A 21,599-nucleotide genomic window follows, 5' to 3' on the forward strand; every position below is an offset into this window, starting at 1 on the left:
CACTGACCCGTACGACAGCCCGCCCTGTAGAAAGGAGCAGCATGTCTCCGCCCGACGGCACAAGTCCCGCACCCTCCGCCGCCACGTCCGACGCAGCCGGGACCGGCTCCCGGCCTCCCGCCTCCTCCGATCCGGCCGTCGGCCTTGAGTTCGGTGACGCCGAGCACGTACTGCGGGTGGAGCCCTGGGGAGCCGACAGTGTCCGGGTGCGCTCGGCCCGTCATCGGGTGCGCGACGACCTGCCGGGAGCTTTGAGTGCGCCCCCTGCCGCCGTGGCCGCGGAGTTGGGCGTGGGCCCCCACGGCAGCCGGATCCTCACCGTCGGGCGGCTGCGGGTGGAGCTGTCTCCCCAGGGCCACCTGCGTTTCGCACGCACGCAGGACGGAACCGAGCTGCTGCGGGAGTCCGTCGGTCATTTCGCCTGGCCCGGTCCCCGCACGTTCACACCGGCCGGCGAGGGCCGCTATCAGCTGGACCAGCGCTTCGCCGCCTATGACGGGGAGCAGTTCTTCGGGCTGGGCCAGCACTCCCACGGGCGCCTCGACCACAAGCACATGGTGATCGACCTGGTGCAGCGCAATGGGGAGGTCACCATCCCCTTCACCCTCTCCTCCCGGGGCTACGGTCTGCTGTGGAACCTGCCCGCCGTCGGACGTGTGGAGCTGGCCGCCAATCAGACCCGGTGGGTCGCCGACGCCGCCGATCAGATCGACTACTGGATCACCACCGCTCCGACTCCCGCCGGCATCATGGCCAACTACGCCGATGCCACCGGACACGCTCCCGTGCTGCCGGAATGGGCCCTGGGCTTGTGGCAGTCCCGCCTGCGTTACCGGACACAGGAGGAACTGCTGGGCGTCGCTCGCGAACACCGGCGCCGGGGACTTCCGCTGTCGGTCATCGCCGTGGACTTCTTCCACTGGCCGCATCTGGGCGACTGGCGCTTCGATGCTGCCGACTGGCCCGACCCGGCCGGCATGGTGGCGGAATTGGCGAGCATGGGCGTACGGCCGCTGGTGTCCGTGTGGCCGTCCGTCAGCGTCGTGAGCGAGAACTACTGCCCCATGCGGGATGAGCGGCTGCTGCTGGGAACGGAGCACGGCCAGCCCTTCCAGCATGTCTTCCCCGACAGCCAGGTCGGCGACAAGCCCCTGCCCGTGGTGTTCTACGACCCCACCGACGAGCGGGCTCGTGACTACATCTGGAGCCGTATCAAGCGCAATTACTACGATCTCGGCTTCCGGCTGTGGTGGCTGGACGCCTGCGAACCAGAGATGTATCCCGAGCAATTCGGCAACCTGCGTTACGCGGCGGGGCCTGGCCGGGCGGTGGCCAACTTGTATCCGCGCGAACATGTGCGCGGATTTTTCGAGCACATGCGGGCCGAGGGCGAAGACGTTCCCGTCAGTCTGGTGCGTTCCGCCTGGTCCGGCAGCCAGGCCTACGGGGCGGCTCTGTGGTCGGGTGACATCCCGGCCACCTTCGAGGCACTCGCGGCGCAGGTGCGCGCCGGGCTGAGCGCGGGCCTGAGTGGCATTCCGTGGTGGACCACCGACATCGGAGGTTTCCACGGTGGCGACCCGGACGACCCCGATTACCGGGAGTTGCTCATCCGCTGGTTCCAGTTCGCCGTCTTCTGCCCGCTGCTGCGGATGCACGGCCACCGCGAACCGCGAGACGCCTTCCCTGCCGGCCGAAGCGGGGGACCCAACGAACTGTGGTCCTACGGGCAGGAGGCCTACCGGATCCTGACCCGGCAGCTGCGGCTACGCCAGGACCTTCGTGCGTATCTCCACCGTCAGATGGTCTCCGCAGCCGACTGCGGTGCACCGGTCATCCGGCCGCTGTTCTTCGACTTTCCCGACGATCCGGCCGCGTGGACGGTCGAGGACCAGTTCCTGTGCGGCCCGGACCTGCTGATCTCCCCGGTGACCCGACTCGGTGAACGTCGCCGCCAGGTCTACCTGCCGGCCGGTGCCGAATGGAGGGCCGCCGCCACAGGAAATGACCATGACGGCGGCCGGACCACCACAGCTGACGCTCCACTGGAATGCCTCCCCGTCTTCGTACGTCGCGGGTCCACCCTGGATGTGAGGTTTCCGGGCTGAACCAGGGGGCTTCTGCCTCGATCCCTGCGTATCAGTGCAGCTTGTTCGATTCTTTTCGCGCAGGCACTATGGGACTGTGAGTAATGGCGCTCGGGCGAAATGAGCAGGAATGGCCACTTCCGTGGGGGAAACTGGTCACTCTGGGTGGTTGAACCATGTCCCCATGGCCATCATCAGCGTGGGGGGCACGGTCACGGGGTGGAGTGAAGGGGCTCGGAAACTGCTGGGCTATCGCCCCCCGGAGGTTGTCGGACACCCCGTCTCGGACTTCCTGATCAACGGGGAGTACCCCGAGGTGGCCGGGGCCTGCCTGACCGAAGCCCGGGAGTGGAGTGGCACAGCGGCAGTCCGCCACCGGGACGGCCACCGCGTCGATCTTCCCCTGCACCTTCATCCGACATTCAGTGACGACGACACGCCCCAGGCGTTCGTCGTGACCGCCACCGCGGGTGCGGGCGAGGCGGAGCCCGACCGGCGGATGGTGGAGTGGGCGTTCACCCAGTCCTCCGTCGCGCTCTCCACCTACAGCACCACGTCACGCTCATGGCAGTGGAACGCGGTCGCACACGGGGGCGAGCAGCCCTCGCCGACCGGGCGCATGACGGGCAGGCCCGCTGACGGCGACGGGGCGCAGACCGCCGCAGGGCACGCCGGAGGTGTCGAATCCAGGCAGGGGCAGGCGGCTGAAGCAGGCACCTGGCCCTACTCGGACCTGCTGGGCACAGGCCGCTCCGACGAGGGGTTCTTGCGCTGCGTCCGCCGGGTCGCCGAGGAGGCCAAGCCCGGCCGCTATCAGCACCTCGCACCGGCTGCGCCGTCCGCTCACCGTCGTGCCTGGACCATCGAGATATGGCCCGTCCGCAGCCCCGACACCGGTCAGGTGGCCGGTGTCGGCGCTGCGGCGTTCGACAGTACCGAGCAGGTCGCAGCACGGCAGCGCCTGGCCCTGCTGAACGAAGCGGGCAGCCGTATCGGAACCACCCTGAGTGTGCGGCGCACGGTTCAGGAGCTCGCTCACCTGGTCGTCCCGCGGTTCGCCGACTCCGTCACTGTGGACCTGCTCGACTCCGTGACCCGCGGGAAGGAACCGCCGCCCGGTCCGGCCGACGCCGCCGTGGTGTTGCGCCGGGTCGCGCACCAGACCGCCGACGGGGTGCCCGACGCCGACACCGAGATCGGCGAGGCCGACACCTTTCCTCCGCGCTCACCCCCCGCACGTGCCCTGACAAGCGGTCGAACGGTGCTGTGCGGAAGAGACGACCCCGACTTCACCCGATGGGTCGCCGCCGGCATGGGGGGATCCGCTCCCGTGGCGGAGCACGGATTCCACTCGATCATGGCTGCCCCGCTGCGAGCGCGGGACCTGACCCTCGGAGTCGTGGTCTTCGCCCGCGCAGCAGGCTCGCAGCCCTACGAGCAGGATGATCTGCTCGTCGCCGAGGAGCTCGCAAGCCGGGCGGCCGGCAGTGTGGACAACGCGGGCCGTTTCTCCCGGGAACGCGCCAATGCCCTGACCCTCCAGCGCAGTCTGCTGCCCCGTCGCTTCCCCAAGCAGGCGGCCGTCGAGGTGGCACACCGCTATCTGCCGATCGGCAGGGGGGCCGAAGTGGGCGGTGACTGGTTTGATGTGGTCCCGCTGTCGGGCACTCGCGTCGCTCTGGTCGTCGGCGACGTGGTCGGCCACGGCATCCATGCCTCGGCCGCCATGGGCCGACTGCGTACAGCGGTGCGCACGCTGGCCGGAGTCGACCTGCCTCCGGACGAGCTGCTCACCCACCTCGACGAACTGGTCACCCACCTGACCTCGGACAATGACGTCCGGAACGCGCCCGACCCCGGTCAGATCGGCGCGACCTGCCTCTACGCGGTCTACGACCCGGTCTCCCGCCTCTGCACCATGGCCAGCGCCGGCCATGTCCCACCCGTCGTGCTGTTCCCCGACGGCACGGTCAGAGTCGTCCAGCTCACCCCGGGGCCGATTCTGGGAGTCGGCGGCCTGCCTTTCGAGCCCACCGAGCTGGAACTCCCCGAGGGAAGCCTGCTCTCCCTCTACACCGACGGCCTGATAGAAGCCCGCGGCCACGATCTCGGTGTCGGCCTTGAACGACTCTGCGGAGCCCTGGCTTCCGCCGAACCCTCGCTGGACGTCACCTGCGACATCATCCTCAGAGCCCTGCTCCCCGAGAGCCCCGCCGACGACGTGGCGCTGCTCCTGGCGCGCACCCGTGCCCTGCACACCGATCAGGTCGCCGCCTGGTCGCTGCCGTCAGATCCCGCCATCGTGGCCGATGCCCGTGCACAGGCCTCCCGCCAGCTGGCGACCTGGGGGCTCACCGACGCAGCGTCCATCACCGAACTGGTGGTGAGCGAGCTGGTCACCAACGCCATCCGCTACGGCGACGCCCCCATCGGGCTACGGCTGATCCGGGACCGGACCCTGATCTGCGAGGTCTCCGACGCCAGCAGTACCTCCCCCCATCTGCGCCGGGCCCGTACCTACGACGAAGGGGGACGAGGACTGCACATGGTGACCCAGCTGACCCAAGGCTGGGGCACCCGCCACACCCCCACCGGCAAGACCATCTGGGCCGAACAACGTCTCCCGGCCCACGGACCATGACGGAGCGCACAGTCAACCTGGCAACAGGACACGGCGCCCAGACCCATAGTGGTGCTGCGGCCCGCGACCTGACACATACGCTCGCCCTGCTCTACCCGCCGTCCGGCGCCAACCGGGACTACCCGCCGGTGCAACTCGCCTTCGTCGGCGGGGTGGCGGAAACCGCCACCACATACGGCTATGACCTGCTGCTCACGCCCTGCAAGTCGGGGAAGGACCCCGCGTTCCGGCGGATGGTCAGCGAACGGCGCGTGGACGGCGTCATCGTGATGGAGGTCCGCCGGGAGGACGACCGTATCCAGCATCTGACGGAAGCGGCCTTCCCCTTCGTCACCATCGGCCGGAACAGCGGAACCGACGGCGTCGGCTGGGTCGATCTCGACTTCGCCGGCCTGGCAAGCGGATGCGTTCGGCACCTGACCGAACTGGGCCACCGCAGCATCGCCTTCGTCAACAAGTCGGAGCAGATCGTCAACAGCGGGTACGGATACGCGCTGCTCGGGAACGAGGGCTACACCGAAGCGATGACGGAGATGGACCTGCCCGCGCGGGCGTACCCCAGCGGCGACGATGTCGGCGCCGGGGAGGACGTCGTGGAACGGATCTTGCAGGACGATCCGGCCACCACGTCCCTGGTCGTCATGAACGAAGCCGCCCTGGAAGGCATTTACCGCGGGCTGACCCGGCACGGCCGCAGCGTACCGCGCGACTTCTCGGTCGTCGGCGTGGCGGCCAGCCGCTGGGCGGAAGAGGTGAGCCCGCCGCTGACCGCGGCCGAGATACCGGCCAAGGAGATGAGCCGGATCGGCGTCGACCTGATGGTGGAGCGGCTCACCTCGCCTGCCTCGCCACCCCGGCACATCCTGCTGAAACCGCTGATCACGCTACGCGCCAGCACCGGCCCCTGCCGGCCGGTTCTCGATTCGGAGCCTGCCCTGGAGGACGAATTCCCTGACCTGGACTTCTGACCCGCCCGCCGCCCCGGCTGTGACCATGTGACCCGCAAAAGCGCGGCCTTTCCGGACTGTTGACGTTCCGTCGGCTCACAGCCTCAGGGTGCAGCAGCCGTTACGGCCGCCGGCTCGGGTTCAGGCGCCACCGGCTTCTTCGAGCGGCGCACCATTCCCACCGCGATACCAGCAATGACAAGTGCCGTGGCACAGAAGGTCAGTACGGTCATGCGCTCGCCCTGGAAAATCCAGGCGGCGGTGAGGCCGAATATGGGGACGAGGAGCGAGAACGGGGCAACGGTCGGTGCGTTGTACGTCCGCAGGAGATATCCCCAGGCGGCGAAGCCGAACAGCGTCGCGCCCCATGCCACGTAGAGTGCGGCGCCCACCCCGCTGAGGTTCAGATGTTGCAGCGCTCGCAGGTCCGCGTCCCAGCCTTCGAAGGGCACGGAGAGGAGCGCCAGCGGGATCGGTGGCACGACGCTCACCCAGACCATGAAGCGGAAGGTATCCGGCGGACCGGCCTTCCGCATCGCGATGTTGGAGAGGCCCCAGCATGCCGCCGCGCCCACGACCAGCAGGAATCCGGCCAGCGTGCCGGCCGTCGAGTCCAGCCCGGCCAGCACGATGCCCACCGAGGCGATGGCCATGCCGACGATCTGCGCCCGCCTGGCGCGTTCCTTCAGCAGTACCGCGGCGAAGAGTACGGTGAACACCGCCTGGCCCTGGAGCACCAGGGAGGCCAGTCCCGGGGGAAGTCCCGCGTGCATACCGATGAACAGCATCCCGAATTTCATGATGCCGAGCGAGACGCCGACCGCAATCACCCAGCGCCAGGCGACCCTTGGCCGCCCGACGAAGAAGACCGCGGGGAGCGCTGCCAGAAGAAAACGCACCGCGGAGAAGAGAAGCGGTGGAAAGTCGCGCAGCCCGACGTCGATCACAACGAAGTTCACGCCCCATACGGCGGCGACGACCACCGCCAAGGCAACGTGTACGGGCTTCATGCCAATGACTCCTGGGAACGCACTACTTCGGGATGCTCCATCACAACAGCCGCTGCCTGTAAGGGCCAGCGAATGTTTCTGAAGGTGGGGTATTAGCATCGCTTCATGTTCGACCTCAACCGCCTGCGCGCCCTGCGTGCCGTGGCCACCCACGGCTCGGTGACGGGCGCGGCCGCCGCACTGGGCTATACGCCGTCCGCCGTCTCTCAGCAGATCGCCAAGCTGGAGCGCGAGACCGGCTCGCAACTGCTCGACCGGCAGGGCGGCAAGGTGGAGCTCACGCCCGCGGCCTGGCTGCTCGCCGAGGCGACGGACGAGGTCGTGGCGGTGCTGGAGCGGACTCGTTCACGCCTGGAGGAACAGCGCGACCAGCCCACCGGACGGCTGATGCTCGCCGCGTTCCCCACGGCCTGCCGCGGCTTCGCCACAGCCGCCCTCGCCGACGTCGCCACCCGCCACCACGCCCTGGATTGCAGGCTGGTGGAATCCGACCCCAACCGCGCCATCAGCCTTGTCGTACGGGGGGAGGCGGATCTCGCGGTCGTGCACGACTGGCACAACACCCCGCTGACGCTGCCCACTTCACTGTCGGTCGCCGCGCTGGGCGAGGACATCGCCGATGTCGCCCTGCCCGCGGGGCACCCACTCGCCGACCGGGACGTGGTGAACCCGCACGACCTGCGGGCAGAGCGGTGGATCGGGCAGGGCTCCGGGGCCATGTGCCATGAGTGGCTGGTGCGTTCCTTCTCCAGCCTCGGCGTCGAACCGGACATTGCCTACCAGATCGAGGAATACGAATCCCAAGTGGCCCTGCTGGCAGCGGGTTTGGGCGTCGCGATGCTGCCCCGGCTCGGTCGCGGCACCCTGCCGCCCACCGTCCGTGTCGTCCCGATGCAGCCCCCTCCCTCCCGTCGACTTTCGGCCATTTGGCGCTCGCAGGCCGACCGTCGACCGGCTATTCACGTCGCATTGGCGGCACTGCGCCGGCACTGGGCGGGCGCGAATTCCGGCCAGCCGACCCGAGAAGGCGCGTGAACACACGGTAAGTTCCGCGCCGCATGTGCGGGTCTTAGCGAATAGTGGGACGGCCGCATCATCCTGCGGCGGGGTCATTGACAAGTCCGGGAATGATGATCAAGAGTAGGCCCGGACGGCGAAGTGAGTTAGCGCTGTCGATTCCGGACCGGAGCAGTTCCGGATGGCTTCTTATTTCTCCCGCCCAGCTGATGGAGATATCGCCAAAGGACACCACTAAAGCGGATGGCTCACCAACGGGTATTTCAGGTACAAATATCCGGCACACTGAGCTGAACTCCCTTCTTTTAGCGTGCCGACAGCCGGATCCCGATTGTCCGGGTCCCTTTTCTTTACTTCCCTTTGGCGTATTGCCGGCCCACCAGACCAGTTTCTTCATGCCACGCGCCTGACATCGGTGCGGGCTCACCCCCTCGTTCGGTTGAAAGAGGTTCTTGTCCTCATGACAATTGACGCGTCCACGCCCACGTCCTCAGCGGCACCCGACCATGCCTCGGCCCTCCGGGAGCTGCGCACCGTCCTGTCCGCGGAAAATTACGAAGGCGCCGTCCGCTGCGCGGGCCGGCTCTACGACGCCCTCCCCGACAAGGATCAACTCGCCCGCAACGTCGTCCTGGTGGCCTACGGCGGCGGCAAGGACAGCTCGTACACGCTCGCCTTCGTCCGGACGATGCAGCTCATCCTCTCCCAGGAGCACGGCGCGACGTTCCGGATGCGGGTGGCCACCAACCGGCACGCGGGCATGCCGCAGGCCGTGATGGACAACATCGACCGGGCCTACCGCTCCCTGCACCTGCTGGACGACCCCGACTGCGAACTGCTGCTGATCGACGGGCAGCAGGTGCGGACCTTCGACGCCGCGCTGCCGCAGACCGACGACGTCGTGGGACGCAACCGACTCGACATTCTGATGACCGGCCACCGCACGGCCGCCGACGCCCGCCCCACGTTCTGCAACGCCTGCAACCTGAGCATGGTCAACTCCTTCGGCCTGGCCGCGGGGCACAACGGCGGTGTCGACCTGATCATCACCGGCGACTCCCAGCAGGAGCAGCGGGACTACTACCTGTGGGTCACCCGGCTCGCCCGGAAGTTCGGACTCCAGCCCCCGCGCGACATGCGCGCCGGCTTCCAGGGATTCCTCGCCTCGCTCAACAACATCTCGCAGGCGTACTTCGCCGACATCCACGGCACCGACGCGCCGGACATCATCGCCGAGCATGCGATCACCACCGATGTCCGCACCGGTCTGGAGTTCTTCTCGATCTACGACGACACGGCGTACGCCTCCGGCGACCACTGGGAGCTGCTCACCGAATACCTGGGCTTCCGCTTCGACGACATCGCCTTCAGTTTCACCGAGTCCGACTGCGGCAACCCCGCGCTGATGGCGCATCTGCGCGCCCTCAAGTGCGAGCACCGCTACGGCCAGTCCTACGCCGAAGGACTCGCCGGATACGTCGAGTTCGCGCTCTCCCTCATGCAGAAGAAGGAGTTCCCGCCGCAGCTCATGGAGATCATGCGGGAGCGCTACGAGGGCCGGGCCGACCAGATGCGGGCGGCTATGGACGCCTACGCCGCCCAGGCATACGGCTTCACCGAGGAGCAGCTCGTCGCCATGGTCCACGCGCCGTTCACCGAGAAGGGCACGAACCTGGAGACGTACCTGGCCGCCGAGCAGCCGGACCTCCTCCCCCACGCCCCGCTCATACACCAGCTTCTGGGCGGTTCGGCCCCGACGACGGACGAGGAGACCCTCCGCATCACCGGACGCCTGGAGCACCTCACCGGCCTGACGCTGGATCAGTTAAGGGTGCTCTACGGCAGCTCCCTCCGCCTGCCGAGCCTGACTCCCGCCGGCGGCGAGCTGATCGACGCCATCCTCGAAGGTGACCCGCACAAGCAGGTCGTCCACACCCGGCACAGCGCCGAGGGCCCCGTCGTGCCCGAGCTGCTCTCCGGCCGGTGACCGTGACCGCGGGCAACCCCCCGGGGGATTTCGTACAGGTAGGCGCCACCCGCGACGGTCTGGAACCGTATCTGGATGCCGCCCACCGCCGCGGCATGCGGACGGTGCTGGTGGAGACGCCCGCCTATCTGCGCTGGCGCAGGCTGCTCGGACGGCGGGAGTTCGAGGTCGAGGTGGCCGTTGAGCGGCCGCAGGACCCGGACGCCGTCCGTACGGCGCTCGCCGCCGCCGGCGTCGCACCCGCCCTCGTCCTGACCGGCTTCGAGCGCTATGTGTACGCCGGATTCGCCCTGGCCCGCGCGTTGCGCGTGGCACCGTGGCCGGACGCGGGCGACACCTTCCGGCCGCTGGACAAGCGCGAGCAGCGCGAGGCCCTGCTGGCCGGCGCTCCGCAGGTGGCCCAGCCCCGCTTCGTCCCGCTGGGCCCCGACGGCGCGGACGCCGCGGGCCGGCTCGACGGCGGGGACGCCGCGGACCGGCTCGGCTTCCCGCAGGTCATCAAGCCGGCGGACGGTGGCGGTGGGCTCGGCGTGCTGCTGGTGGACGGCGCCGCGGAGCGCCACCGCGCCCTGGACCGCGTCAGCGCCCTGGTCAACTACGGCGGCGGCGCGTTCTCCGGCATCGTGGCGGAGGAGTTCGTCAAGGGTCCCGAGTTCTCGCTCCAGGGCGTCGCCCACGAGGGCAGCGCCGTGCTGCTGAGCGTATGCGAGAAGCTCACCTGCCTCGAAGAGGTACCCGACGAGCCCGGCCTGTCGGGCTTCCGCGAGGTGGGCCATGTGGCCCGGCCCGGCGACGGTGCCCCGCCCGCGCTTCAGGAACTGGCGCAGGCATGCCTGGACGCCACCGGCTACCGCGCGGGCCCCTTCCACGTCGACGTCATCCAGGGCCCGGACGGCCCGGTCTTCGTCGAGATGGGGTTCCGGCTCTCCGGGGGCGGACTGGTGGCGCTCGTCGAGAAGGCGACCGGTGCCGACTGGGCGGAACTCGCCTTCCGTACCCACCTCGGCGACGCGCCGGTACGACCGGACGGTGCGGGCGGCAGCGGCATCGCCGGCCAGATCTCGGCCGTGTCGGAACAGGAGCTGGCGGCCGCCGAGGCCCTCCAGGAGCCGGGCATGACCGTCCAGATCCAGCTCGCCGCTCCCCCGCCGGACCCCGCCGCGCTTCCCGCCGACGACCTGCCCGTACTCGCCTCCGACCTCGCCCGGCACACCGGCGCGGCCGGCCGGGTCGTCCTCAGCGGCGGCCCCGGCGACCGGATACCCGCACTGCTGCATTCACTCGTTGCCGACCGATTGCGAGGCTGACCTGCCATGTGCCGACTCATCGTGGCCGCAGGGGACTTCCGGGCCACGGACATCCTGGCCGCCGCCGAGGCGATGAGCTGTGGCCGTACCGCCGACCACGACGGCCCCACCGATGTGCACCCCAATGGCTGGGGCGCGGTTTGGCGCCAATCGGACGCGCCGTTCGGTCTGGGGCGCCATCGGGACGTACGCCCGCTCACCGAGAGCTTCCGCGAGTCGCCCGTACCGGGCCTCTCCACCGATTTCCTGGCCGTGCACGCCCGCCACGCCACCCTGGCCAAGAACCACGGCCCGCGCTTCACCCACCCCCTGGAACGCTCCGGCGGCTCCGTCCCCTGGCTGTTCATGCACAACGGCTTCCAGCCGACCGTCCACCAGCTGCTCGGCATGGCGGAATCGGAGTTCGACTCCCGCGAGTACTTCGACTACATCGTCCCCGCCGGCACCCGCCGGCTGGACGAGGCGGAAACCCTCGAACGGCTCAACTCCATTCCCAGAGGCGGGAGTTCGGGTAACGCCATCGCGGTGAACCCCTACTCCGCCTACGTCATCCACTGGACCTCCCCGGACACCCTCGCGCCGCGATACTTCGGCATGTACCGGCTCCAGACCGACCGCTGCCTGGTGATCGCCTCGGAAGTGATCCCGGACCTCGCCCCCGCGGACCACTGGGAACCGCTCAAGCCGGACAGCGTCACGGAGATCCCCTGGACCACGGGGCTGCCTCCCCGCAACCGCTACGACCTCGAAGGAGCACCGACCCATGCCCACGACTGACAACTGGACCCGCATCGTCATCGACGGCGCCGCGGAGCGCCCCGACGCCGATCTGCTCCGCCGGCTCGCCCACGGCGAGACCGCCGTAGTCGTACTGCGCAACCTGCTGCCCGCCGAGGCGTTCGCCGACAACCGCACCCGCATCGGCAAGCTCTTCGCCAACGCCTCCACGACCAGCTACGCCAACGGCGCCCTCACCACCATCGGCCCGTACCTGGCCAAGTACCTCCAGGACCTGGACGGCTACTTCCAGGCCGCCGACGAGGCCAAGGACATGCTGGACACGGCCGGCTTTGACCTCGCCGACCAGGTCCGCGCCGGGCTCAGGGACGCCTTCGGCCTCGACGCGGTCTCGGTCGCGCAGGAGCCGGACGGCCGCGACTACGCGGCGTCCGTCGTCCGCATCCACGCCGACGGCGTCCGCAACCCCCTGCACAACGACAACATCATGCGGGACGCCCAGGGCACCGGCATCGCCCTCACCGACCTCGCGTACCAGCTGAGCTGCGTGGTCTGCCTGCAAGAGTGCGACGAGGGCGGCGAGCTGCGCATGTACCGCAAGCCCTGGGAGCCCGTGGACGAGACGTACAAGATCCAGGACGGTCTCGGCTACGACGAGGCCGTGGTCGACGGCTACCCCTGCTGCGAGTTCAAGCCGCAGGCCGGAGACGTCTACCTGATCAACCCCACGCGATACCACTCCATCGAGCGGGTCACCGGCGCCGACCGCCTCACCATGGGCTTCTTCATGGGTTTCGCCGACGACGTGCTCCAATCCGCGGTGGTGTGGGGATGACGGCACACACGGTCTCGCCCGACGCCCCCGCACAGCCGGCCCCGACGCAGCACGCGGACAGCACCCCCGGCACGACCTCCGCCCGGCTGCTGGCCCTCCTCCAGGACGGCCAGGCTCGGCACCGCCTCATCGAACATGCCCCGGAGGGCCGGACGGACGTGGTCAGCGCACTCCGCGGGAATGCACTGGAGCAGGCGGCCAAGTGCATCGTGGTGCGCGTCAAGGTCACCAAGAAGTCCTCGCGTTACGCCCTCGCCGTCGTCCCCGGCGACCGGCGCGTGGACCTGGCCCGGCTCAAGGAGCTGTACGACGCACGCCATGTCTCCTTCGCCGACCAGGCCACCGCGGAACGGCTGTCCCACTGCGTCAGCGGCTCCATCGTCCCGTTCTCCTTCGACCCCGAGCTGGAGCTGATCGTCGACCCCGGCCTGCTGGAACACCAGGAGATCTTCTTCAACGCGGCTGAGCTGGACCTGTCCCTCGCCCTGCACACGGAGGACTACCAGCGGCTGGCCGCCCCGCAAGTGACGCCCATAGCCGAGCCCCTGACAGGGACCGCATCATGACGCCGACGGCAACGGTGACGGTTTCGGAACCGCGGCCGGCCCAGCACAAGGTGCACCGCACCTAGCGACGACGCGCAGCGTGGACCCCGTCGGTGGTGGGAATGCCCCAGCCGCCCACGGGGTCCACACGCGGGTCGTCACCGCACCGCACCTCTCCCGGGCGACGCCCGGGCCGTGGCTCGACGTGGTTACCCCGGCGTGCGGCCGGCGGCAACTCAGACCGGCGGGGTGAGGAACTCTTCCCAGGTCAGGAGCCCGGCGTCCACCTGCGAGCGAGCGTAGCCGCTGGGTCCGATGGAGTCGGCGTCGAGCGCCGTCTCCAGGGCCGTCGTCGCTGCGAAGGCCACCTCCCGTTGCTGGGGCCGGTCCCGCAGCCGGACCAGGACGCAGCCGTGGACGGGCAGGTCCGTGGGCCCCGTGTAGACGCGCATGGTGGGGTAGGCGGCCGGGCGGGGCTGGACGGCCACTGTGCCCGCGGTGATCTCCCAGTAGTTCTCGGCGCGGATGGGAGCGTCGGTGGCGAGGGTGTAGTTCTGCTGCTTGAAGGCCGCGATGAGTTCGGAACCGGCCGTGGGAGCGTTGAGGTACTGGGCGTCGGCGGCGGGCAGTTTGAAGAGGAAGTGCGCGGTGCTGTCGTCAAAGACGCGCAGTTCGCTGGGGCGGACCGTGATGCGGTAGGCGCGGGGCGCGGCGGTGTTCGGGTCCTTGGAGTTGTCCAGGAAACGGGCTTGGACTTTCTGGACCTTGGCGCCGTCGCCGAGCGGCCGGCCTGCCGTGGTGAAGGCGTCGGCCAGCGCGTGCAGGTCTCCGGAGTCCAGGGAAGCCCGGGCGGCCGCGGGAAGTGCGAAGAGCGGGACGCCACGGCTTGTCGCGACGGCGGCGTCGACGAGCAGGGCCGAGCGTAGTGTGGTGTCACTGAAGTCGGCCCCGTGCAGCAGGGCTCCGGCGAGGGAGAAGGGCCGCCGGCCGTCTCCCGGTGCGGCGTGGCAGCCGGGCAGCTTGGCCTGGATCAGGACGCAGTCGCTGAGGTCCGTACCGGAGAGGTACGACTGGGTCAGCCGGATCCCCTGGAGGTAGCCGCCCGCCAGCACGGCGCCGTCGAAGTCCACGTGGTCGACCGTGGCACCGGTCCCGAACCACTGGATGCCGTGCAGGTCGGCTCCGGCCAGGTTGGCGGCGGTTGCCCGGGTGCCCTCGCACACCGCGCCGCGCAGGACTGCGGGTCGGGCCTGGTCGGTGAGGACGTCGATGCCGGAGCCGCTGTCGTGGAGTTGCAGGGTGTAGCGCTCGATGCGCCAGCGGGTCCCCTTGAGCACGGAGACGACCTCGTCGTGCGGCGAGAGGGTGACGCCGTGTTTGGCGAAGGCCGCGACCACATCCTCCGGGGCGTACTTGGCGGCATCGAGCTCTTGTGGTGTGACCGAGTCAAGGGTGAACAGGAACGCCTTGGCGCCGAGCCGGGCGTGGGACAGGTCCGCACCCGACAGGTCGGCGTGGGCGAGGTTCGCTCCCGGGCCGTTGACGTTGCGCAGTGTCGTCTTGCGCAGGTCGGCGCCGACCGCGACGACCTCGCTCAGGTCGGCGTTGTCGAGGACCGAGCCGGCCAGCTCGGCGTCCGAGAGGAGCGTTCCCGCGAGGTGGGCGCCGGTCAGGTCACAGGAGGCCAGGGTCGCGGCTCGGAGGTCGGCACCGGAGAGGTTGGCGCCGCTGCAGTCGAGGAGGTGCCGACCGTCCGGAGCGGAACCGGGGCCCGAGTCGGCGGTGGTGCCGAGGACCGCGCCGCGGGCGTGGCTCTGCGCGAGCACGACCCGGGCCGCGCTTCGCAGCTTGCCCCAGGAGACCGCTTCGAGACGGGCTCCGGTCAGGTCGGTGTCGTCCAGGACGGTGCCGTCGCAGTGGGTACCGGTCAAGGTGGTGGCGGAGAGCGTGGCGTGGCTCAGGTCGGCGGACGAAAGGTTGGCCCCGGTCAGGTCGCTGGAGGTCAGATCCGCCCTGCTGAGGTCGACGCCGGAGAGGTCGGCACCGGCGAGAATCAGCTGCCGCAGATCGGCCTCGATGGCGGACTTGGTGCGGCGGATGTCGTCGAGACCGGGGGTGACGGTCTGTGGGGCGAAGACGCCCGGGGTGTCGTCCGTCATGGTGAGGAGCGGGGCCAGCTTGTCCACGCTGTAGGTGATTGCTTTGGGTCCCTCGGGCGTCCGGACCTGCCATGTTGTGCCCAAGGGCGACCCGGACAGTTCGAAGACGGCCGCTTGGGTGGCGTTCTCCGTGAGGGTCAGCCAGCCGGTGTCCGTGTCCAGCCGGATCCACAGCAGACCGGCGAGCCGGATCAGCGTTCCACCGTCGCCGCCCTGATAGAGCGTCACCCGCTCGGCCGGTGTGACGTCCGGCGCTGCCATCCCCGGCACCGGGATCTTCTTCCCGCCGCTGCCGTGGACCTCGAAGGTGGTCAGATAGACGGTGGAAGACCCTCCGGTGGAGGCGAAGAGCAGCTTGCCCGCGAACTGTCCGGGTCCTGTCATGGTGTGCTCCCTACGCGGTCTTGTAGCGCACGTCGGCGAGGACGGACACGTAGTGCTCCTGGATGCTCAGCACGGCCTGGTCGAACAGGAAAGTGAAGTCCTGCACGATCGGCAGTGCGACGCCCTTGCTGCCGAGGTCTTCGAGGACCTGGTCGTAGTGCGGTTCGCCGACGATGGGCCACACGGTGGTGCCGAACGTCGTCGGGTCGAGGTGCGGGACGTCGGAGGACTTGAGCGTGGCTTGGAACATCACCTTGTGAAAGCGGTACTGCATCGTCTGGGCGTTGCCGGCGGCGCCGAGTTTGAGGTCGCGGAGGATGTCGGTGCGGAGCAGATCGAAGACGATCTTCGGCTTCTCGTCGTCGTCCTCGATGGTCAGCGTGAATTCGAGGTTCTGGGTGACGACCATGCCCATCACGGTGGTGGCCTTCTCGATGGCCGCGTAGTACTCCTCGGAAATCTTGAGGTCGCTCAGATCCGTGGCGAGGTCGCTCGTCTTGGTGTAGGCGTTGCCGTCCATGTGCTTGAGCACCTTGTTGTACACGTCGGACGGCAGCTGCTGCTGAAGGATCTTCTCGGTCTCCGCGGTGAACTCGTGGACCGGGGCGAACGCGTAGGTCTGCGGGAGGTCCTGGTTCGGCAGCGGCAGCGGAGTGACCTGGGCGGTCATGGTGCAGCCCTTGTACGGCTTGAACGCCGGCACCAGGGTGAGGTAGGTGTCCACCTTCAGGCTGTCCGGGTCCGGGATGTCTTTCGGCGTGAGGGTGAAGTCGAGCTTCCCGGCCTTCCAGTAGGCCCAGTGCAGGGCGCCCACCGTGTATTCGGAGACGTAGACCTCCAGATGGTGGTCGTCCGTCGGCGGCGTCGGCACCGGCAGGGCCACGGGGTGCGGGCCGGGGTAGGGCGTGCCCTTGTAGGTCACCTCGCCCGTGACGCCGATCGTGATGCCGTTGTCGCCGGGGAAGGTGAGTTTGGAGTCGCCGATGGCGAAGTCGAAGGTGATGTAGTCGGTGAGTTTGCCGCTGGCGGGAATGGACGCGAGCATCGGGTTGATCGCGTTTTCGACGGGCTCGGCGAACTCGACGCCGCCGATGGCGGCCACGGCGTCCATGTTGAGGTGTTCGCCGCCCCAGAATTCCTTCTCGTGCCGGATGACGCTGCCGCCCGGCGGGTCGGTCTTGCTGTCGGAGGGGGTCGCGGTCGAGCTCTGGTAGGTGATGTCGTAGGCGTTGCGGCCAGGGTTGTAGGTGAAGCTCACGGTCACACTGGTGTCGAGCTTGCCGATGCTGGGGTTGTAGCCGAAGGTGTCCGGGCCCTCCGACCTGTAATCGTGACCGGTCCTGACGGTGAACGTGTCCTTGGTCCAGGTCTCCGTCCACTTGTACGGCACGGAGAATGCCTTGGCGTCAAAGGTGAGCGTGAACGTGCCGTTCGCCTGCTGCTTGACGCCTTGATACGTGGGCTCGAAACTTTCCAGCTCGCCATCGGTCAGGGTGACGTCCAGCTTCTGGCAGGTGATCACTGTGCTGCCGGTGTCTTCGATCTTGAAGTCCGCGATATCGGAGACGTCGTGGTCCGGGAAGTTCATGCCCTTGAGGTCGTTCACCAGCACGTCCTTGACGTAGTGCTGGGTGAAGAAGTCGATGCCCTTCGGGCCGATGGCAACGGTGAGTGTCTGCATAGGTGAGACTCCTTGTGTCGTCAGGCGGGAATGGCGTAGACCTGCAAGCCGTCGCCACTGCGGTAGAGGTGGTAGAGGGTGCCGCCGTCCTGGACCTGCCACGCGCCGCCGGGGACGGTCACGGTGACGGCTGCGTCGTTGGTGAGCGTGATGTGGTGGGCGACGAAGTCCGCCCTGACGGCCGAGATGTTCCGGTCGTCGTAGTTCGGCTGCGCGGTGAGCGGGAGCGTGAAGAGGGGCGGGGTGGGCGTCCAGTGGGCGAAGGACGGGCCGTCATGGGTCGCGGCCAGCGGTGCGTGGCCCAGGGCGTACAGGTTGCGCCAGACGTCCACCGCGATCTTCGCGGCGACGATGTTCTGCGGGGTCGTGGTGACGGTGGTGTCGGGCGTGCGCACGAGGAACCGTCCGTCGGGGCCATAGATGTCGAGCAGGTAGTCCTCGGGCCTGGATCCGGCGCCGGAGCAGGACAGCACGTAGGTGTAGCCCTGGGACTCGACGGCCATGTCGAGATAGGTGACGGGGGCGTCGGCGTGCGCGCCGTCGCCGCGCAGCGGGAAGGAGGAGGTGCACGCGTAGACGTCGGTCAGGCTGCTGTCGTTCGTGGCCGGGGCGAGCTTCCAGGCGTTGCCGCGCTCGTCGTCCAGCACGAGCCATTGCGCGCCGGCCCGTTGGACACGGATCGTCGTCCCGGTCAGGCGGTGGTGGACGGCCAGGCCGTGGTCACCGTTGCGCACCTGCCACGCCATGCCGCGGGGGTCGGAGATGACCCACGAGCGGCCCTTCTCGGTCACCGTGATCTGTGCGCTCTGCGCGGGGTCGTCCATATGGTCCGGGTCGTAGGCCAGAGCGATGCCGTTCGCGGCGAGCACGTCGATCAGTGGGTCGTTCGCCGGCTGGAAGCGCGCCGAGTCGAGCTGTGCGCTGAAGTGGGCGTCGAGGGGGAACAACAGGGTGGCGTCCGCCTCTTGCAGTGCTCCGTGCAGCGCCTCGGGAATGGTGCCGGCGTCCAGGGCGGTGGCGAGCTGTGCGGTGGGGGCCTGACAGACGGCGGGGCCGGTGGTGAAGGACGGCACCGGATTGCCCTTGGTGTCGAATGCCTGGATGCGGTTGTTGAGTGACTCCAGGACCAGGATGCGGCCGTCCGGGGCGACAGCGAGTGCCTTCGGGCCCTTGAGCAGCCCTTCGCGGATGCCCTGACCGGAGACGAGCAGTGCTTCCGGGGCCTTGTCGTCGGTGACCGGTTCCGCCGGCAGGGGCAGCAGCATGAGTTTGTGGTGCTGCCAGGAGCAGGCGATCACGGCGTTGCTGGGGTGGACGGCCAGCGCGTCCACGTTCCCCAGCGGGAACCGGCCCCAGCTCGGGAGGTCCTTCTGGTCGAAGCCGAAGTCCCGCGCACCGTCGTCGAGCTGCACCTGCCGCAGATGCATGACGCCGTCGCGCGGGTCCAGGACGAAGTTCGTCTCGTCAATGGCCTCGGCGTTGGGGGACGGCGCGTAGGCGATGGCGGGGCGGGCGGTGAAGCCGACAGTCGTGGTCTTCCGCCGGGAGTCGGGGTCCGCCAGCACGGAGATGTTCTGCACCGCCCACAGCTGGTCGTCGGAGACCGGCGCGTCGGGACGGTCCGGGTGGAGCTCCTGGCCGGAGGCGCGCCAGGCGTAACCGACTTGGAAGGCACTGTTGTTGAGGGTGGCGGCGGCGATGTCGCACAGACCGGAAGTGCCCTGGCAGTCGAGGTCGGCCTTGGTGGCGCTCGGGGGCGTACCGTCGGCGCGCCAGCTCGGCTTGCCGCCGGTCAGCGCGAGCTGTTCCTTGTAGACGTACTGGGTGTCGGGCGCGAGCGGCACCAGGTTCTCCGTGATCTGGTGATCGCCCAGGTCGAGTACCCCCTCCCCGGTGGGCTTCGAGGGCGTCCAGTCGCTCTGCCAGGACCCGGCCAGCCAGCCGTTGGCGCTGTAGACGCCCGCGACGATCCGCAGGTCGCCGCCCGCCGGCACGTCCGCGAACCGGAGCCGCAACGGCTCCTTGCTGGTCACATGCGGCAGCTCGCCGGTGAGCTGCCGGCTTGCGCCACCCCGGTACTGCAACGTCACCAGGTACCGGGTCGCCACCGCCGGCCACACTGCCGTCTCAGGATGGCCGGCCTCGCCGTGCCGCGGGTCGGGGTGCAGGGTGAGGGACACGTCCAGCGACCGGCTGGCCTTGACCGTGACGCAGGCGGGGGAAGACAGCACCTCGCCCGTCGTGATCGCGATCTGCTCGAAGTCCAGACCGGCGGCCACCAGCTTCAGCGCCCATCCCACCGGCCCGAAGGCGTTCGCGAGCGCGCCCTCGCCGACCTGCTCGACCAGCCACTCCCCCAGCTTCTCCAGGCCCTTCTGCACCACGATGCCGAGGACGAAGTTGGCCGCCGCGGTGAGGAACTTGGAGGAACGGGTGAGTGCGGTGCCTACCGCGATCGTCCCCCCGGCGAGCGGAATGCCGACGCCGAGCGCCGCAGCGACCAGGTCGCGGTCGTTGATGATCCGGTTGAAGAGCTTGGTGCTGGTGAGGGCCTTCCCCGCGGCCAGGCAGACCAGTGGCACGCCGTACTCCCACAGCGCCGTGAGCAGAGCTCCTTGGGTGCTGACGTCCGCGTTCCAGTCCGAGGTGCCCAGGCTGCCGAAGTACAGCTTCACCGAGGCAGCCTTCCCCAACGCGAACGACACCTGCTTCGGCTCCGCGGGAACGGGGATGCCGAGGATCGTGTCCACCGCCGAGACCGAGCCCCACTTGGTGACGGAGCCGAGCGACGTCCCCGACTCGTCGAAGAGTTCGTAACCCAGGTAGAGGGTGCGCAGATAGGAGTTGGAGGCGTCGATGCTGAAGGTGCCGGCGTCGTCCACGCCGGGGGCTCCCACGTTCACGCCGTGATGGGAGGTGGGCTCGTCCACGGTCCATCGGTAGGAGGGAGTCCGGGGTGCGGACGCGCCGAGCGCCGCTGGTCCGTCGGTGACGAGCACGGACGTGCCGGGGCGGCTGCGCCAGGTCTTGCCCCGCAGCCATGCGTCATCGGAGGACGTACGCCGCGCACCCGCGATCACGGGACGGCTCTTGTCGACGACCCGGTCGTGCAGGTCGAAGGTGTACAGCTGGTCGCCGGCCTGGATGCCGTCCACCGCGTACCCGGCGGTCAGCGGGGTGCCGCCGGAATCCTGGCAGGGGACGCGGCGGGACCAGTCCTGCCCCAGTTCACTGATGAGGCTCGCGAGTTCCGCCACCGCGTTGTACTGGTCGGGGTCCATCTCTTCGTCCGGGGCGATGTGGTCGTCCCGAAGGATCTGCGCCGTGTGCGGGTCGGTGGTCGCCAGATCGGGATGATGCGCGATGAGCCCGACAGCCGTGTCATGGTCCGTGATCAACGTCTCGGCGTGCAGGCGTAGTTCGAGCGCCGCCTCCCCCGTGCACGGGCCCACACCGAACCTGGCCAGCTTGCCGCTGCGCGCGATCTCCCGGCCTTCGCGGTTCCGGCGGGCGAGCAGGGTGGCACGCAGCCGCTGTGGCGCGAGGTACAGCGCCATCATGACCACCTCGGGCAGATGCACGCCCTCCGGAGCGGGCCGCACCACGCGTAACCACCGCACGGCACCGGTGTCGAGGTCCGCGTCCTCCACCTCGGCGTAGTGCGTGAACTCAGCGGCCGGCGCCGCCGGTAAGCCCTGTGGGGCCGTGTGCAGTGCCGCGAGCACGGGGTGCTCCCGGCTCGCTGCGGCCAGGGTCTCGTCGGTGTGTGGACGTAGCGCGTACGCAGATCCGTGCACGTCCACCTGTAGGTCGTCAGTGGCGCGGGCACGGCGAAGGTCGAAGTGGAGAACAGTCAACGGGGCTCCTGGCCTTGCGAAAGTGCGGGCGTGGTCGGTGGTAGGGATGACGGCGCGACCGCTCGTGTCCGGCCCAGCGGCGACAGAGCCCGAACGTTACGAATGCGGGGGCAGAGCCGCAGCTCCCCGATCCAGCCACGGAGTGGGAACCCGCCACACCGGCCGACAGGGTGATGCCTCCCGTCGGTTGTGCGCACTGCCCGGACACCATGCGGTCAGCCCGCTTCGCACCGGCATTCGACACCCGATGGGCTGTGGGACGAAGAGGCCCCGATGGTGAGGCCGGCCGGGCGGTAAGAAGACGGCCGGACCGGCCGAATCGCCGTCGACCGCGAAATCGCGACGGTGCGGGCAGACCTGTGATGGCGTGTTTCCGCGGCGTCACCGCACCGGCCACGGTCGTC

Annotated in this window: 13 protein-coding genes; 9 read left to right on the plus strand and 4 right to left on the minus strand. The window is 69.1% G+C overall.

Annotated features, from left to right (window positions below; translation table 11 throughout):
• The first annotated feature begins 41 nt into the window (after positions 1-41).
• The 3 genes from CP981_RS01995 (at position 42) to CP981_RS02005 (ending at position 5,696) form a co-directional block, all read left to right on the plus strand.
• Positions 42-2,108 carry a glycoside hydrolase family 31 protein gene (locus tag CP981_RS01995; RefSeq protein WP_085923117.1) on the plus strand — a complete coding sequence of 689 codons (2,067 nt, stop codon included), beginning with the start codon at positions 42-44 and terminating at the stop codon, positions 2,106-2,108.
• 163 nt (positions 2,109-2,271) lie between these two features.
• Complete coding sequence (locus CP981_RS02000) at positions 2,272-4,728, plus strand: ATP-binding SpoIIE family protein phosphatase (protein ID WP_085923116.1); 2,457 nt, start codon at positions 2,272-2,274, stop codon at positions 4,726-4,728.
• Positions 4,725-5,696 (plus strand): LacI family DNA-binding transcriptional regulator, encoded by a 972-nt coding sequence (locus CP981_RS02005; RefSeq protein WP_085923115.1) that lies wholly within the window; start codon positions 4,725-4,727, stop codon positions 5,694-5,696. Before CP981_RS02000 ends, CP981_RS02005 begins: the two co-directional genes overlap by 4 nt.
• An 83-nt stretch (positions 5,697-5,779) precedes the next feature.
• On the opposite strand, the gene CP981_RS02010 is transcribed toward CP981_RS02005, so the two are convergent.
• Entirely contained in the window at positions 5,780-6,685 is a 906-nt protein-coding gene (locus CP981_RS02010; protein ID WP_085923114.1) for an EamA family transporter, read from the minus strand.
• Positions 6,686-6,790: 105 nt separating this feature from the next.
• Here CP981_RS02010 and CP981_RS02015 point away from each other — a divergent pair, with 105 nt between their 5' ends.
• From CP981_RS02015 to CP981_RS02040, 6 genes are all read left to right on the plus strand, one after another.
• Complete coding sequence (locus tag CP981_RS02015; RefSeq protein WP_085923113.1) at positions 6,791-7,720, plus strand: LysR family transcriptional regulator; 930 nt, start codon at positions 6,791-6,793, stop codon at positions 7,718-7,720.
• A gap of 442 nt (positions 7,721-8,162) precedes the next feature.
• Entirely contained in the window at positions 8,163-9,689 is a 1,527-nt protein-coding gene (locus CP981_RS02020; RefSeq protein WP_244329497.1) for a PqqD family protein, read from the plus strand.
• Positions 9,686-10,996 carry an ATP-grasp domain-containing protein gene (locus CP981_RS02025; RefSeq protein WP_085923112.1) on the plus strand — a complete coding sequence of 437 codons (1,311 nt, stop codon included), beginning with the start codon at positions 9,686-9,688 and terminating at the stop codon, positions 10,994-10,996. The genes CP981_RS02020 and CP981_RS02025 overlap by 4 nt, the downstream gene beginning before the upstream one ends.
• A 6-nt stretch (positions 10,997-11,002) precedes the next feature.
• On the plus strand, positions 11,003-11,773 hold the full coding sequence (locus CP981_RS02030) for a class II glutamine amidotransferase (RefSeq protein ID WP_085923111.1): 771 nt from the start codon (positions 11,003-11,005) through the stop codon (positions 11,771-11,773).
• Positions 11,760-12,569, plus strand: a complete 810-nt coding sequence (locus CP981_RS02035) for a 2OG-Fe(II)-dependent halogenase WelO5 family protein (protein ID WP_085923110.1) — start codon at positions 11,760-11,762, stop codon at positions 12,567-12,569. The genes CP981_RS02030 and CP981_RS02035 overlap by 14 nt, the downstream gene beginning before the upstream one ends.
• On the plus strand, positions 12,566-13,135 hold the full coding sequence (locus CP981_RS02040) for a YbaK/EbsC family protein (protein WP_085923109.1): 570 nt from the start codon (positions 12,566-12,568) through the stop codon (positions 13,133-13,135). Before CP981_RS02035 ends, CP981_RS02040 begins: the two co-directional genes overlap by 4 nt.
• Before the next feature lie 215 nt (positions 13,136-13,350).
• Here CP981_RS02040 and CP981_RS02045 read toward each other — a convergent pair whose 3' ends face one another.
• The 3 genes from CP981_RS02045 to CP981_RS02055 are packed head-to-tail and all read right to left on the minus strand — an operon-like array spanning position 13,351 to position 21,195.
• The gene (locus CP981_RS02045) at positions 13,351-15,657 is read right to left on the minus strand and encodes a pentapeptide repeat-containing protein (protein ID WP_085923108.1); all 2,307 of its coding nucleotides are present in this window, start codon (positions 15,655-15,657) and stop codon (positions 13,351-13,353) included.
• A 10-nt stretch (positions 15,658-15,667) separates the two neighbouring features.
• A complete protein-coding gene (locus tag CP981_RS02050; RefSeq protein WP_085923107.1) occupies positions 15,668-17,338 on the minus strand; it encodes an LBP/BPI/CETP family protein in 1,671 nt (556 codons plus the stop codon).
• Positions 17,339-17,358: 20 nt separating this feature from the next.
• Positions 17,359-21,195 carry an NHL repeat-containing protein gene (locus CP981_RS02055; protein ID WP_143658826.1) on the minus strand — a complete coding sequence of 1,279 codons (3,837 nt, stop codon included), beginning with the start codon at positions 21,193-21,195 and terminating at the stop codon, positions 17,359-17,361.
• Positions 21,196-21,599: the final 404 nt, after the last annotated feature.

This window comes from Streptomyces platensis, from assembly GCF_008704855.1.
Classification (GTDB): domain Bacteria; phylum Actinomycetota; class Actinomycetes; order Streptomycetales; family Streptomycetaceae; genus Streptomyces; species Streptomyces platensis.

Coding starts and splice junctions, on each gene's coding strand:
- CP981_RS02045 (WP_085923108.1), bottom strand. CDS start 15,657: ATGACAGGACCCGGACAGTTCGCGGGCAAGCTGCTCTTCGCCTCCACC.
- CP981_RS02040 (WP_085923109.1), top strand. CDS start 12,566: ATGACGGCACACACGGTCTCGCCCGACGCCCCCGCACAGCCGGCCCCG.
- CP981_RS02035 (WP_085923110.1), top strand. CDS start 11,760: ATGCCCACGACTGACAACTGGACCCGCATCGTCATCGACGGCGCCGCG.
- CP981_RS01995 (WP_085923117.1), top strand. CDS start 42: ATGTCTCCGCCCGACGGCACAAGTCCCGCACCCTCCGCCGCCACGTCC.
- CP981_RS02020 (WP_244329497.1), top strand. CDS start 8,163: ATGACAATTGACGCGTCCACGCCCACGTCCTCAGCGGCACCCGACCAT.
- CP981_RS02050 (WP_085923107.1), bottom strand. CDS start 17,338: ATGCAGACACTCACCGTTGCCATCGGCCCGAAGGGCATCGACTTCTTC.
- CP981_RS02030 (WP_085923111.1), top strand. CDS start 11,003: ATGTGCCGACTCATCGTGGCCGCAGGGGACTTCCGGGCCACGGACATC.
- CP981_RS02005 (WP_085923115.1), top strand. CDS start 4,725: ATGACGGAGCGCACAGTCAACCTGGCAACAGGACACGGCGCCCAGACC.
- CP981_RS02010 (WP_085923114.1), bottom strand. CDS start 6,685: ATGAAGCCCGTACACGTTGCCTTGGCGGTGGTCGTCGCCGCCGTATGG.
- CP981_RS02000 (WP_085923116.1), top strand. CDS start 2,272: ATGGCCATCATCAGCGTGGGGGGCACGGTCACGGGGTGGAGTGAAGGG.
- CP981_RS02015 (WP_085923113.1), top strand. CDS start 6,791: ATGTTCGACCTCAACCGCCTGCGCGCCCTGCGTGCCGTGGCCACCCAC.